12 protein-coding genes and 1 pseudogene are annotated in these 13282 nt (G+C 73.8%); 5 read left to right on the top strand and 8 right to left on the bottom strand.

Annotation, left to right across the window (positions count from 1 at the left end; genetic code table 11):
- Positions 1-11: 11 nt before the first annotated feature.
- Positions 12-1145, bottom strand: coding sequence for an ArgE/DapE family deacylase (locus C3K08_RS14520; RefSeq protein WP_104992187.1), 1134 nt, complete (start codon positions 1143-1145; stop codon positions 12-14).
- 298 nt (positions 1146-1443) lie between these two features.
- Here C3K08_RS14520 and C3K08_RS14515 point away from each other — a divergent pair, with 298 nt between their 5' ends.
- The gene (locus C3K08_RS14515; protein WP_104992186.1) at positions 1444-2562 is read left to right on the top strand and encodes a glycosyltransferase family 2 protein; all 1119 of its coding nucleotides are present in this window, start codon (positions 1444-1446) and stop codon (positions 2560-2562) included.
- Here the strand turns inward: C3K08_RS14515 and C3K08_RS14510 are convergent.
- Genes C3K08_RS14510 through C3K08_RS14500 form a run of 3 tightly spaced genes read right to left on the bottom strand, consistent with a single transcriptional unit; the run spans position 2526 to position 4986 of the window.
- Positions 2526-3119, bottom strand: a complete 594-nt coding sequence (locus C3K08_RS14510; RefSeq protein WP_104992185.1) for a class I SAM-dependent methyltransferase — start codon at positions 3117-3119, stop codon at positions 2526-2528. The two genes, C3K08_RS14515 and C3K08_RS14510, sit on opposite strands and share 37 nt — an antisense overlap.
- The gene (locus C3K08_RS14505; RefSeq protein WP_199777060.1) at positions 3116-3829 is read right to left on the bottom strand and encodes a PIG-L deacetylase family protein; all 714 of its coding nucleotides are present in this window, start codon (positions 3827-3829) and stop codon (positions 3116-3118) included. The genes C3K08_RS14510 and C3K08_RS14505 overlap by 4 nt, the downstream gene beginning before the upstream one ends.
- A complete protein-coding gene (locus tag C3K08_RS14500; protein ID WP_234009257.1) occupies positions 3826-4986 on the bottom strand; it encodes an acyl-CoA dehydrogenase family protein in 1161 nt (386 codons plus the stop codon). Before C3K08_RS14500 ends, C3K08_RS14505 begins: the two co-directional genes overlap by 4 nt.
- Positions 4987-5510: 524 nt before the next feature.
- Here C3K08_RS14500 and C3K08_RS14495 point away from each other — a divergent pair.
- Positions 5511-5813, top strand: a complete 303-nt coding sequence (locus C3K08_RS14495; RefSeq protein WP_104992183.1) for a hypothetical protein — start codon at positions 5511-5513, stop codon at positions 5811-5813.
- Positions 5814-5951: 138 nt separating this feature from the next.
- Complete coding sequence (locus C3K08_RS14490; RefSeq protein WP_158679957.1) at positions 5952-6131, top strand: hypothetical protein; 180 nt, start codon at positions 5952-5954, stop codon at positions 6129-6131.
- Here C3K08_RS14490 and C3K08_RS14485 read toward each other — a convergent pair whose 3' ends face one another.
- The 3 genes from C3K08_RS14485 to C3K08_RS14475 all read right to left on the bottom strand — a co-directional run bounded on the left by C3K08_RS14485 (position 6132) and on the right by C3K08_RS14475 (position 7912).
- Positions 6132-6329 (bottom strand): hypothetical protein, encoded by a 198-nt coding sequence (locus C3K08_RS14485; RefSeq protein ID WP_104992181.1) that lies wholly within the window; start codon positions 6327-6329, stop codon positions 6132-6134.
- Between the two features lie 175 nt (positions 6330-6504).
- On the bottom strand, positions 6505-7554 hold the full coding sequence (locus C3K08_RS14480) for a Virginiamycin B lyase (protein ID WP_104992180.1): 1050 nt from the start codon (positions 7552-7554) through the stop codon (positions 6505-6507).
- A 97-nt stretch (positions 7555-7651) separates the two neighbouring features.
- The gene (locus tag C3K08_RS14475; protein ID WP_104992179.1) at positions 7652-7912 is read right to left on the bottom strand and encodes a hypothetical protein; all 261 of its coding nucleotides are present in this window, start codon (positions 7910-7912) and stop codon (positions 7652-7654) included.
- Positions 7913-8078: 166 nt separating this feature from the next.
- On the opposite strand from C3K08_RS14475, the pseudogene C3K08_RS18930 reads away from it, so the two are divergent.
- Positions 8079-11726: pseudogene (locus C3K08_RS18930) on the top strand (hypothetical protein); the annotation flags it as partial.
- Between the two features lie 455 nt (positions 11727-12181).
- Positions 12182-12661 carry a WD40 repeat domain-containing protein gene (locus C3K08_RS18925; protein WP_369848619.1) on the top strand — a complete coding sequence of 160 codons (480 nt, stop codon included), beginning with the start codon at positions 12182-12184 and terminating at the stop codon, positions 12659-12661.
- A gap of 17 nt (positions 12662-12678) precedes the next feature.
- On the opposite strand, the gene C3K08_RS14460 is transcribed toward C3K08_RS18925, so the two are convergent.
- The gene (locus C3K08_RS14460; protein WP_255411737.1) at positions 12679-13260 is read right to left on the bottom strand and encodes an IS5 family transposase; all 582 of its coding nucleotides are present in this window, start codon (positions 13258-13260) and stop codon (positions 12679-12681) included.
- Positions 13261-13282: the final 22 nt, after the last annotated feature.

The raw sequence follows: 13282 nt of genomic DNA, 5'->3' as shown, positions 1-13282 counted from the left end.
TCCTTCAGGGGTCAGGCGCAGAAGTCGCGGATGGTGGCGGTCAGCACCGCGCGGCACTGCTCCGCGGAGGCGAGGTCCACCCACTCCTCAGCGGCGTGGGCCCCTGCGCTGCAGGGGCCGAACACGGCGGTGGGGATGCCTGCCGCCGCGAGAAACGCCGAGTCCATCCAGAAGGTCTGACCGATCAGGGCCGGGGCCTCACCCAGCACGCCCGCCGCCGCCCGAAGGAGGGTCTGGACAACCGGTGCACCTGGGTCCACGCCAAAGGGGTCACGGGCCAGGGTGAGGCGGTGTTCGGCGTAGAACTCCGGGTCGGTTCCCAACTCAGCGAGAAGCGCCTCTATCTCCGCCGCCACCTCCTCGGCGGTTTCGCCCGGCAGGGTGCGGCGTTCCAGGTGCAGGGTGCAGCGTTCCGGGTAGCTCGACAGTTCCTGCCCACCGCTGATCAGCGAGGCGTGCAGGCTGCCGTGCCCCAGGAGGGGATGGGGAGGCCGAGCCACGAGGTCCTGTCCAAATGCCTCCAGCCGCCCCAGGACCCGGCCCATATGGGCGATGGCATCGGCGCCGAGGTCCGGGCGCGACCCGTGCGCCGCGCGGCCATGGGTGGTGATCTCGTGCCAGGTAAAGCCCTTGTGCGCAACGCAGACCTGCAGCTCGGTGGGTTCGGTGACGATGGCCGCGTCGGCGGTGACGCGCTTCAGGACCGACTGCATCCCCAGGCTGGCGTGTTCCTCGTCGGCCACGGCGGTCAGGATCACGTCCCCGCGCAGCCCCGCGTCCCGCACGTCCCGCAGGGCGAGGAGGCAGGCGGCCAGCCCCCCCTTCATGTCGTAGGCCCCGCGCCCGGACATCCGGCCCCCGCGCACCTCCGGCTCGAAGGGCCGCGCCATCCCCTCCGTGCCCACGGTGTCGAGGTGCGCGTTGAGCAGCAGCGACCGTCCACCCCCCGTACCCCCCACCCGCGCGATCACGCTGGGACGGCCCGGCGCGGTCTCATCAAGGTCGGCCGCGATCCCCTGGGCCGTCAACCACGCCGCGACGAACTGGGCGATGGCCCCCTCCCCGGCCCCGCCCGGCACCAGGGCCGGGTTGGTGGAATCCAGCCGGACGAGGGCGGCCAACAGGTCGGTGAGGGCGTCGGGCACAGCGCTACAGTACCTGCCGCGCCCACACGGAGGGTCAAAGTCGCCGACTTCCAGCAGCCCCAACGGGGGATCGGTCCCCGGACCGTCGAGCGCGTTCTGGGGCATTGACACAAGAAGGGTGATGCTGAGCGCGGGCGAAACCGCTTTCCCCCATTTGCGCCGCTTCCCCTGAGGCTCAGGGGGACCCCTGTTCTGGAGACTGCCCCGGAGCGCTGCCCCCCCTGCCCGCTCCATTCCCCAGATGTCGCCTTTTCTTGCCGTCTGGTCGAGTCCGCCTGGGCTAGCCTGCGCCCCAGCCATGCGGGTGCCCCTTCTCCACACCGTCGTCGCCGTGCCTGCCCGCAACGAGGCCGAGCGGATCGGCCAAACGGTCCGCGCTCTCGCCGCGCAGGTGGGGGCGAACGGCGCGCCGCTGGAGGGGTACGAGGTCTGGATCGTGGTCAACAACTCGGCCGACGACACGGCGGGGCAGGCGGCGCGGGCCATCCCCACGGGTCGCCCGGTGCGGGTGCAGAGCTGCACCCTGCCCCCCGGCCGCGCCAACGTGGTGGGGGCACGGCGGGCCGCACTGGACCTCGCCGCCGCCCGGCTGGGGGGCAATCCGCACGGCCTGATCGTGACCACCGATGCCGACAGCGTGCCTGCACCAGACTGGCTGTGGCAGTTGCAGCGGGCGGTGCAGTCGGGCGCCGACGCCGCCTGCGGGCGCATCCTGCTGCGGGCCGAGGAACGGGCGCGGTTGCCCGGCCCGGTGCGGCGGGTGTACCTGCAAGACGCGGCGTACCGCCTGGCCGCCGAGCGCCTCACCGCGCGACTCAACCCCGACCCCTTCGACCCCTGGCCCCGGCACCACCAGCACTTCGGGGCGAACCTGGCCCTGACCCTGCGGGCCTACCGCGAGGTGGGCGGCGTGCCCGACGTGCCGCAGCTGGAGGACGTGGCGCTCATTCAGCGCCTGCGCCGCCACGACCTGCGGGTGCGGCGGACCCCCCACGCCCGCGTCCACACCAGCGCCCGTCTGAATGGGCGCGTTCCCCTGGGCCTGAGCACCCAGCTCGCCGAGTGGCACGCCGACCCGGCCGCCTGGCGGGTCCCCGGCGCTGCCGAGATCGCCGCCCTCGCCCACGCGGAGGCCGCGCTGCGGCAGGCCCGCACCCAGGGCTGGAGTGCAGGCCTCCCCGGTCACTGGCTGGCGCCCCCCGCCGCCCTGCGCGAGGCGCTGCGGGCACCCACCCTGGGGCTGGCGCTGGAAGCCGCCCACGCCGCCCGCGTAAGCGCCGGATTATGGACGGGGCGCTTTCCCCCGGTGCCCATCGCGCGGGCGCTGGCCGAGGTGCGCGGGCAAGTTCAGGCCGCCTCCCCCGACGGCTGGCCTGTCCCTCAGGCTTCCGGCTTGCTCAGCACGTCCAGCCGGTAGCGCTCGTGGCGCTCGCCGTGGCGGTGGGTCAGGGGCGCAGGCGTGCGGCGCAGGGCCGCCTCGTGCACCGCGTCGCCCGTCTGCGGGTAGTCGGGCACGAAGGGCGTCCAGTGGACCAGAATCAGGTCACCGCCGGGGGTCAGACGCTCGGTCAACACGTCCAGCACCGCCTCCAGGTCCCGTGTGCTGAAGTAGTAGCCCACCTCGGAGAGCACGATCAGGTCGAAGGGTCCCTCGGGGGTCTCGTCCGGCAGGCGGCGGCGCTCGAAGGTCACGCCCTGGCGGTCCCGGTTGCGCTCGCGGGCGCGGGCGAGGGCCTGTTCGCTCACGTCCACGCTCAGCAGGGCGCCTACCCGCTCCGCCAGCAGGCCCGTCAGCACGCCGATGGAGCAGCCCACCTCCAGGGCGCGGGCATACCGCTCACGGGGCAGGGCGGCGAGGGTGCGGGCGTATTTGGCGTGCTCGTACGCGCTCGTCTCGAAGTCCCAGGGGTCGTCGTTGGCCCGGTACACGTCCTCGAAGTAGGCGTCGTTCAGGGTCTCGTCGGGGGGAGTCATGCGGGCACCTCCTGGGAAAGCACCTCATGGTAGGTCTCGGTGCCGTTCAGCGCCCGCTCCACCAGACTCGCGGGCAGGGTAAAGCCGTGCGGGTCGTCGGTGATCCGGCCGAGCTGGGTGCGGTGCGCCCGGATCGCCCGCCGCTTGGGGGCCAGCCAGGGCCGCACGTCCAGCGTGAGCGGCCGGGTCTCGCCGGAGCGGGGATGGTCGGCGGGGTCGCCCCGCTCCTCCAGCCAGACCGTGTAGGCCAGCAGCCGGACACCGGGAAAGGCGCGGGCGGCCCGCAGCAGCGGCGCCCAGGCCGCCCGGTGGTCCGGGTGGGGGTCGCGTGCCCAGGGGAGGAGCAGCGTGCCGGGCGGGGCCTCGCGGAAGGCGGCGAGGGCGCCCTGGGTGATCGCCTCCGCGCAGGTGTGCAACTCCCCATCGGGCAGCCCCAGCGTCCGGGTCCGCGCGGCGGGCACGCCCAGCTCGGCCAGTCCTGCCTGCCACTCCGCGAGCCGCGCCGCCGTCAGCCGCTCGCGGGGATGGCTGGGGGAACCGGGGTGCGAGAGGCCCCCGTCGCTGAGCAGCAAGGCCCAGGCCTCCCGCCCGGCGGCGCCCAGCGCGGCGATCAGCCCGCCGCAGCCCAGCGCCTCGTCGTCCGGGTGCGGGGCGGCCACCCACACCGGAGCGGGGAGGATGGCTGGGGTCAGCGTCTCCGCGCCCTTCACGCCTCCTCCCAGGGGTCCCCGGTGCCCTCGGGGGCGTCCAGCAGCCAGGCGCCCACTGCCAGCCGCGCCGCGTCGGGGGCAGGCTGGCGCAGGTACATCCGCAGGTCGCGCAGCAGCCGCTCGGTGGGCCAGGGCGCGAGCAGGCCACGGGCACCCACCGCCCGCTCGGCCGCTTCGGCGGCAAGCAGGCAGGCGTCCTCGGTCGCGGTGCGGGCCAGGGCCACGTAGGCCAGCAGGGGCGCGGGGTCCCGGTCCTCCGGCCACGCCTCCAGCCGCCGCCCGGCCTCGCGGGTGAGCTGCCAGGCCGCCTCCGAGCGCACCGCCACTTCGGCAAACCTTAGCCGCTGCACGTCGTCCTCCGCGCGCCCCAGCCGCCGCAGCACCGCCCGCGCCGAGGCGACCACGGCGTCGGCCCCGCCGAGTTGCACGGCCAGGAAGCGCACGGCGCCCCCGCCGAACTCGGGCTGGCGGTAGTAGTCGCCGGGCTGGCCGATCAGGTCGTCCTCCTGCACCCGTGCCCCGGTGTAGTCCACCCGGCCTGAGACCGTCGCCCGCATCCCCAGCGGCTGCCAGAAGCTGGGGTCGGGCATGCCCGGTTCGCGCTCGGTGGGCAGCAGGACCAGCGTGCGGCCCGCCTCGCCCTCGGCGGGAAGGAGGGGCCGGGTGACGTGGCCCAGGCCGGAGGCGAAGGTCTTGCCCCCCGTGAGTGTGAGTCCCCCTGGTCCCGTCACCAGCCGCAGCCCCGGCCCATCCTCGGTGTTCCACACGCCGAACAGTGCCCCGGCGTGGGCGTCCCGCGCGGCGCGGGCGAGTTGCGCGGGCGTGCCGTAGCGTCCGATCAGCCTCAGTGCGTTGACATGCCCCTCGTACACCCGGCCGACCGGCAGGCTGGCCCGGCCGATCTGCCGCAGCAGCCTCAGCAGCGCCGTGCCCCTCATGTCCCGGCCGCCCAGCGACGCGGGCAGGGGGGCGGTCAGCAGCCCCGCCTCCCGCAGCGCCCGGAACGACGCGGCCGGAAAGGCACCACCGGTATCGCAGTTGGCCGCCTCGTCCTCGATGACATTCGCCACCGCTCTGGGAAGCGTCAGGCGCGGGAGGGGGCCTGGAGGCACGCCGGACTCGTGTGGGTGGGTCAGTCCTGAACTTCGGTCACTCACCCACACACCATAGGGGCGGGCAGGCCGGGGGCATGGTAGGGAATCCGGCACAGTCCGAGGCTGACCCAGATGAAGTGTGTCGCCTTTCCCCTGGACCCAGCAGAGGGTATGGACGTCTGCGATGCTGGTCAGGCTCCCTTCAAGGTGCCGATCCAGAAGCGCCCTCCACGCTGATGAAGAGGCCATTGCCTGGATCTGACCCCGTCTGCGCGAGGTCCTCAGCGTGGTTGTCCTGCCCGAATTCCGGGTTCAGCTTCAAGGTGCTGTCCGGAAGGAGGACTGGCATCTCCCGCTGGAGGTACACCAGGGTCACCCGGTCGGCCTCACCGCCAATCCCCACTACCGGGCAGGTGAGGCGTGGAAAGCCACTCTCGCTGGTCCACCTCGGGCAGGCCCCGGAGGAATTTCAACGCTCGGCACCGCTGTACCTTGAGTAGGCCCGTCTTGCCTCTGCTGCTCCACTCTGTGGCGGGGAGCCTGACTGGGGCCTCGACGCGGCGCGTACCGGGCCAGGTCAGCAGGTTTTGCCCTCTGTCCGGCGGCCCAAGGAGGTCACCCTGCCCTGGTATCCCGCCCCTGCTTCCGTCCCGCCCGGCCTGCACGCGGGCGAGTTCTGCCTGCGCCCACTGCGCGCCACAGCTGTTCAGCTGGATCACGACGCGGTCATCGCCAGCCGGGAGGACCTGCTCGTCTCCAGCGGGGGCCGCTGGCCTGCCGAGGGCTTTTCCCTGGCCGACAACCTCGCCGATCTCGAGCGGCACGAGCGGGAGCATCAGGAGCGCGCCCCCTTCCCCTTCACCGTGATGAATCCGCAGAAAACCCGCTGACTCGGCTGCGTCTCCATCAACCCGCTCCGGCCCTGGCTGCGCCCCCGGCCGGGCCGTCACGACGGGGCGGCGGATGCCCTGGCCTGGCCGGGCATGCTTGGCGGGGAGGCCGTGGTCCACTGCTGGGTGAGGCCAGGCGTGCCGGACCGCGCCTGGGCCTTTCCGCGCGTGGCGTTCCTGGCCCAGGCCGAGCAGCACCGACAGGTGCAGCTGTTCGCGGAGGCGGAGCTGCGGCGGCGCTCCACCGTCACGGACCCGGAACAGGGCCGCGCTGACCACGTCTATGGCCGGTCCACAGCCCCCGCCTCCAACCCGTAGTCAGCGGGCGACCCGCCCATGCAGCTGCAGCCAGGCCCAGACCCGCCGGAAGGCCGGACGCCAGAACGGGGCCGGCGGCGTCTCCTGTTCGCGGCGTGAGGCCAGCAACCGCGCGACCTCGGCCTCGCGGATCAGCTGCTGGTGGTGGGCGACGGCGCGCTCGTGGTGCTGCTGCGCGGCCCAACTCGTGCCTTTCATGTCCATGGTCACTCCTGCGGGGCTGTCCGGCACCCGGGCCGGAAGAAGGAGGGCGGACGGGGAAACGCCGTCGTGGGGGCAGTGTGACCCTCTTGGGGGCGGGACGCCTGCGCCGGGTGGCGGGGTGGAACCTAGGCCACCCGGCGCAGACCCCTCCCCCTGGCCTGGGCGGGGGTCACCTCACGGTCAGCCGCCCGATCTTGCCCGCGTCCATCAGGGTGAACCACAGGGCGCCGTCCGGGCCGCGAACGATGTGGTAGGGCCGCCCTTTTTCCGTCAGGACCGGGTATCGGGTGAGCTGTCCGTCCAGGGTGAGCCGCCCGATCTCGTGGGTGTTGTAGCCCGTGAACCAGAGGGCACCGTCGGGGCCAGCGGCCACGCTCACCGGGTTCATGCCGGGAACCGGGAAGGTCGTGACCTGGCCGTCCGGGCCGACCCGCCCGATCACCGAGGCGTTCGACCCCGCGAACCACATCGCGCCGTCTGGCCCGGCCGTCATGCGCAGGGGCACGACGGGCTTGTCCTCCGGCCCCAGCCCGAGCGGGAGGAGGGTGTACTTGCCGTCCACCGTCATCCGCATCAGGTTCCAGGTGCCCGCCTTGAAGTCACGGACCCGGAACCACAGGGCGCCGTCCGGCGCGGGGGCGGGTCCCAGGACGCGGCCCAGGGTCTCGGGCAGCGCGATCTCGCTGACCTCCCCGTTCGGGGCGACCCGGCCGACCTTGCCGCTGGACCACTGCGCGAACCACATCGCCCCGTCCGGTCCCGCCGCGACGCCCAGGGGACTGCTGTTGTACGTCGGAATGCGGGACTCGCTGACCCGGCCGTCCATCCCGATGCGGCCCAGCCGGTCCGCCGCCGACTCGGTGAACCACACGGCCCCGTCCGGGGCCACGCCCACGAAACCCTGCCGAGGTTCGGTGCTCTCGGGGGTGGGGATGGCGTACTCGGTCACCCGGCCGTCCGGGGTCAGCCGCCCGATCTTGTTTGCCCCCGACTCGTGAAACCAGATCGCGCCGTCCCCGCCGACCACCAGGCCCCCCGGCAGGGCGCCCGGCGTGGGCAGTTCGTACTCGGTCAGGGTGACCTGAGGGCCGGGCCGACTTCCCGGACCGGCGAAGACGGCCGCGGTGCGTGAAGGCACCTCCAGCGGACCGACCGACAGCAGGGGCGCGCAGGCGGTGAGGGCCAGCGTCAGGGTGAGGAACCGGAGCAGGTGGGGCATGGGAGGTCTCCTGTGCTGGGGGTAAAGGGCTGGGAGGCGCGGTGCAGGAGCGGGTCAGCATCACCGCCCGCTCCACAGGCTGGAGGTCGGCCGCGCTTCACGGCTGCAAGGTGGCCTGGTTCGGTCGCGTCTGCGCGGGGAAGTGTCGCCCGTCGTTCAGGGCCACCGGGTCCCCCGACCGGACAGATGCCTGGGCCTGCCAGCCCTCCGGGAAATGCCGGGCGTCGTTCAGGGCCACCGTGTCGCGGCTCAGGGCCGCCGGAAGCTGGGCGTGGCTGGCGACCACCCAGGGGGCACCGAACAGCAGGGCCAAGACGAAGGACAGGGGCAGGCGGCAAAGGGTGCGCGGAATGTCCATAGGATTCCCCTCCTCTGGGATGCCGGAAGGGTAGGCGGACCCCCGCGTGGAACCGCACCTCCCAGCCCCGGAAAGGTGGGAGGTGGGCGGCCTCCCAGCCCCGCCCTGACCGCTGCGAAGTGGGTACACTGGCCGCATCACCCTTCGCCCACCTGGGAGGTCGCTCGTGACCACGGGCCGTGTGCTTCGTCAGTACGAACTGCTCGACTGTGCCGGGACCGGCGCTTACGGCGAGGTCTACCGGGCCTACCAGGCCGGGGTGGGCCGCGAGGTCGCGGTCAAGGTGATCCGGCCGGACCTGGCCGCCCGGCCCGAGTTCGTGCGCCGGTTCGAGGTCGAGGCGCAGCTGATCGCGCGGCTGGAGCATCCCCACGTCGTGCCGCTGTACGACTCCTGGCGTGATCCCGGCGGCGCGTACCTGGTCATGCGCTGGTTGCCCCGCACGCTGGCGCGTCGGCTGGACGGGGGACCCCTGGCGCTGCCGGAGGCCGTGCGCCTGGCCCGCCAGGTCGGCTCGGCCCTCAGCGCCGCGCACCGGCAGGGGGTGGTGCACCGGGACGTGAAGCCCGACAACATCCTGCTCGACGAGGACGGCAACGCCTACCTCGCCGACTTCGGGATCGCGCGGCTGACCGGGGAGGAGGCCGCCTCCGGACCGCCGGAGTCCCCCTTTCTGCCCCCCGAGCAGGGGCGGGGCGAACCCGCCGGGCCGCTGGGGGACCTCTACAGCCTGGGGCAGGTGTTGCGGGCCGCCCTGGGAAGTGCCGGGGTGCCGGGGGACGTGCTCGCCGTGCTGGCCACCGCGACGGCCCCCGAGCCGAGCCACCGGTACGCGGACGTGGCCCGCTTCGTGGCGGCCTTCGAGGCAGCCGCCGAGCCGCGCCCCGCCCAGACCCGGCAACCGCTGCCCGACCCCCTCACCGAGCGCGAGCGCGACGTGCTGCGGCTGATGGTCGCGGGGTTGAGCAACCGGCAGATCATCGAGCACCTCCCCCTGAGCCTGGAAACCACCCGCTGGTACGTGAAACAGGTCTACGCCAAGCTCGACGTGCACAGCCGCGCGGCCGCCATCGCCCGGGCCAAGGAACTCGGCCTGTTCACCGGCGGAAGCGAGGCGCGGGAAATGCCAGCTCCCCCCGCCTCGCCCCCCACTGCCCCGCCCGGTGACCGGGGCACCCCCCTCAACCCCTACAAGGGCCTGCGCGCCTTTCAGGAGGCGGACGCCCCCGACTTCTTCGGGCGAGAGCGGGTGACGCGGGCGCTGCTGGAGCACCTCGCGGGCGCACGGTTTCTGGTTCTCGTCGGCCCCAGTGGCAGCGGCAAATCCTCGGTGGTACGTGCGGGACTGCTGCCCGCCCTGCGGGGAGGCGCGCTGCCGGGGTCGGAACGCTGGTTCGTGGCGAGCTTCGTTCCCGGCCGCCGACCGCTGGCCGCGCTGGGCGAGGCCCTCTCGGCGGTGGCCCTGCGCCCCCTGCCCCCGGAGCTGGTGCGGGCCGGGGACCTGACGGGGCTGGCCGCCGCCCTCCTGCCCGCCGGGGAGGACACCGAACTGCTCGTGCTGATCGACCAGTTCGAGGAGGTCTTTACCCAGGCCGAGGACCCCGCGGAGCGCGACGCCCTGCTCTCGGGCATCGCGCAGGCGGTGAACGCGGAAGGCAGCCGAGTGCGGGTGGCCGTCACCCTGCGGGCCGACTTCTACGACCGCCCCCTGCTGCACCCTGTGGCCGCGCCGCTGCTGCACGGGCACACCCTGGCCCTGACGCCGCTGGGCACCGGGGAACTGGCCGAAGCGGTCACGGCCCCCGCCCGCCGGGCAGGGCTGGAGCCGGAACCGGCCCTGACCGTGGCGCTGGTGCGGGACGCGGCGGGGCAGCCGGGGTCGCTCCCCCTCTTGCAGTACGCCCTGACCGAGCTGTTCGGGCACCGCGAGGGCCGGACCCTCACCCTGCGGGCCTACGAGGAGATGGGCGGCCTGCACGGGGCGCTGGCGCGGCGGGCGGAAGCGCTGCTGGACGACCTCGGCCCCAGGGACCGCCCGCTCGTCCGCGAGGTCTTTCTGCGGCTGGTGACCCCGGGAGAGGGCGGGGAAGGGGAGACCCGCCGCCGCGCCCCCTGACCGAGTTGCGCGCCCTGGACGAGGAGCGGGTGCCGGACATCCTCGACCTGTACACCGCCCACCGCCTGCTCACCGCCGACCACGATCCGCTGACCCGCAAACCCACCCTGGAAGTCGCCCACGAGGCCCTGCTCAGCGGGTGGCCCACCCTGCGCGCGTGGCTGGACGGGGCGCGGGACGACCTGCGCCGCCAGCGCCTGCTCGCCCGCCGGGTGCGCGAGTGGCACGCCTCGGGCCGCGACCCCGGTGGGCTGCTGCGCGGCGCCCTCCTGACCGACACGGAAGCCTGGGCCGCGCAGGCGGGGCTGCGGCGCACGCCGGGCGAGGGCGAGTACCTCGCCGCGAGCGCCGAGCAGCGCCGCCGCGAGGCGGACGCCGACGCGGCCCGGCAGGCCCGCGAGCGGCAGCTGGAGGGCCGTGCTCGCCGTGTCCTGACGGTGCTGTCGGCGGTGCTGCTCGTCTCGACCGTGGCGGCGGCCGGGCTGAGTGCCTGGGCGCTGTCGAGCCGTCAGGAAGCGCGGCGCGAGCGGGACCTGGCGCGGGTGAACCTCGACCGCAGCGAGAGCCAGCGCCTCGCGGCCGAGTCCACGGCGCTGCTGGCCCGGCCCGGCGACCCGGAGTTGGCCGCGCTGCTGGCGGTGCAGGCGGTCCGGCGCTCGCCCACCCGACAGGCCGATCTGGCCCTGCAACGCGCCTCGCACCTCGACTACGGCCGCAAGCTGTTTCAGGCGGGGGGCTTTCCCGAGAGCCTGGCGGCCTCGCCGGACGGCCGCTTCGTCGCGGTGAGCGGCCTGCTGGGCAACGGCGGTGACCTCGCGGTGCGGGTGTGGCGGGTCGGAGCGGCGGGTGGGCCGCGCGTGCTGCTGCGCGCTCCGGGCCACGACCCCGGCCCCGTCCGCTTTTCCCCCGACGGAGGGCTGCTGGCCTTCTCGGTGTTCGGCGCCGGGTACACCCGCACCACCCTGCACCTGTGGGACACGCGGACCTGGAAGGAACGGTGGCGGCGGGGGGTCGCGGGTGCCGCCCGGCTGCACCTGTCGTCGGAGGGGGTGGGCCTGCTGGGCTTCGTGGGGGACCAGGCCCCGCACCTCGTGGACCTCGACACCGGCCGGACGGTCCGCACGCTGCCCGGTGGCATCGACGGCTGGGGGGCGGCCCTCTCCCCGGATGGGCGACAGCTCGCCGCCCCCTCGGGCAACGACGTTCACCTGCTGGCGCTGCCGGGGGGCAGGACGCAGCACGTGTTGCGGGGCCACGAGCGGCCCGCGCTCAGCCTGGCCTTCGCCCCCGACGGCCGCACCCTCGCGAGCGGCAGCCTCGACACGACCGTGCGGCTGTGGAACACCGTCACCGGTCAGGCGGGGCAGGTGCTGCGCGCCCACCGCGAGCCGGTGTCCAACGTGGCCTACGCGCCCGGGGGCCGCACCCTCCTGACCGGGGGCAAGGACCAGACCGTCCGGCTCTGGTCGGTTGGGGAGCGCGCGGGGGTGCGCGAGGTGTGGCAGCTTCCCACCACGGGGCTGGGGGCCGAGAACGCGGGGTTCCTGGGCCGCGCGGTCACGACGGCGGGGTTTGACGGCAATGCCCGGGTGTGGCCGGTGGAGGGTCCCCTCACGCCCGGGGCCTTCTCCTTCGGGGGGGACTTCGTGCGCGGCCTGGCCGTGTCCCCGGACGGGCGGACCCTCTGGGCAGGCAACGTGACGCGCGGCCTGCGGGCCTGGGACCTCGCCAGCGGCCGGGTGCGGTGGAGCCGCCCCGACGCGCCCGCCACCCAGGTGCTCCTGTCCCCGGACGGCCGCCGCGCCTATTCCGTGCTGGACACCCGGTTGACCGAGTGGGACGCGGCGGGTGGCCGCCTGCGGGTCCTGAAGGTGCCGGGCAGCGCCCTGGCCCTGGGTCCGGACGGGCGCTTCCTCGCCGCAGGGGGACAGGGCGTGGCGGTGCTGAACCTGCCGAGCGGGCGGCGGGTGCTGACCCTGCGCGAACCGGTCGCGGGCGGGCAGAGCCTGTCCAGCGTGACCGGCGTGGCGCTGGGCCAGCGGTTCCTCGCCACGGCCTCCGACTCCCCGGCGGGCGCGCACCTCTGGGACGCCCGTACCGGACGGCACCTGCGGGCGCTGGACCCTCACGAGGAGACCGAGGGGCAACACCTGATGCCGAGCGACGTGGCCCTGTCCCCCGACGAGACGCGGGTGGCGGTGGGCACGCGGGGCGGCAACGTGCGGGTCTACGACACGGCCAGCGGCCAACTTCTGCTGGCCCTGGGGCCGCTGCGGGGGCGGCCGCGTATGCAGAGCGTCCGCTTCTCGCCGGACGGGCGGCGGCTCCTCGCCGCGGGCCTGGACGGTCAGGCCTTCCTGTGGGACGCGGCGACCGGACAGGAGCGCCGGGTCTTCGCCGCTCACGGCAGCGCCCGCCTGATGCGCGCCGACTTCTCCCCGGACGGCCAATGGGTGGTCCTGGGCAGCTCCGACGGGTGGGTCGAGCGTACACCCACCGCCCTCCCGGACTTGCTGGAGGGCGTCTGTGCCCGGGTCCTGCGCGACTTTCTGGACGAGGAACCGGAGGTCTACGGCCTGGCCCCGGACACGCTGGCCTGTCCCGCCGAGCGCGAACGCACGCGGCTGGACTAAAGTGCGTCTGAAAACCGTCACGGTGGGCCTTTTGCCAGGCGACGCACCATCAGCCGAATCATGACTTCATAGACCATGTTCTCTGCGGTCTCGACCAGCGCTTCGTAGTCCTTGGCCATCCTCCTGGACTTGCCCAACCACGCGAACGTTCGCTCCACCACCCAGCGGCGCTTCAGCACCACAAACCCTTTGGGCACCTCCACCACGCGTGGAGGTGCGTCTTTTGGTGCCCAGGTGCCCTGCCAACCGGACCAGGGATGCTTGACGATCTCCAGCGTCCAACCGAGGTGCGTTTTGATGTCCCCAGCGAGCTTTCCGGTGTAGCCCGCGTCCGCCCAGAGGTACCCCATGCGCGGAAACACGTTCGGCAGATCGCGCAGGAGGAGGACCGCGCCCGCGCGGTCCTGGATGTCCGCCTCGTGCACCTTGATCGCCATGACCAGCCCCAGGGTGTCGACGAGTAGGTGACGCTTGCGGCCACTGACTTTCTTGCCGCCGTCGTAGCCGCGGGGTCCGCCGGCTTCGGTGGTCTTGACGGATTGACTGTCGATGATCGCGGCACTAGCTGTACTTCGGGAATATTCAGGGAGGGGACACAGGGGCCAGCATCCGAGATGCTGG

The organism is Deinococcus sp. NW-56, assembly GCF_002953415.1.
In the GTDB taxonomy this organism is placed as follows: Bacteria; Deinococcota; Deinococci; order Deinococcales; family Deinococcaceae; genus Deinococcus.
The sequence above is the reverse complement of the archived record's forward strand: the minus strand, read 5'-3'. Positions and strand labels throughout refer to the sequence as shown.

Bases quoted from the DNA above. Each gene is read 5' to 3' on its own strand.
- C3K08_RS14515 (WP_104992186.1), top strand. From the start codon at position 1,444: ATGCGGGTGCCCCTTCTCCACACCGTCGTCGCCGTGCCTGCCCGCAAC.
- C3K08_RS14510 (WP_104992185.1), bottom strand. From the start codon at position 3,119: ATGACTCCCCCCGACGAGACCCTGAACGACGCCTACTTCGAGGACGTG.
- C3K08_RS14485 (WP_104992181.1), bottom strand. From the start codon at position 6,329: ATGAAAGGCACGAGTTGGGCCGCGCAGCAGCACCACGAGCGCGCCGTC.
- C3K08_RS14480 (WP_104992180.1), bottom strand. From the start codon at position 7,554: ATGCCCCACCTGCTCCGGTTCCTCACCCTGACGCTGGCCCTCACCGCC.
- C3K08_RS14475 (WP_104992179.1), bottom strand. From the start codon at position 7,912: ATGGACATTCCGCGCACCCTTTGCCGCCTGCCCCTGTCCTTCGTCTTG.
- C3K08_RS18925 (WP_369848619.1), top strand. From the start codon at position 12,182: ATGCCGAGCGACGTGGCCCTGTCCCCCGACGAGACGCGGGTGGCGGTG.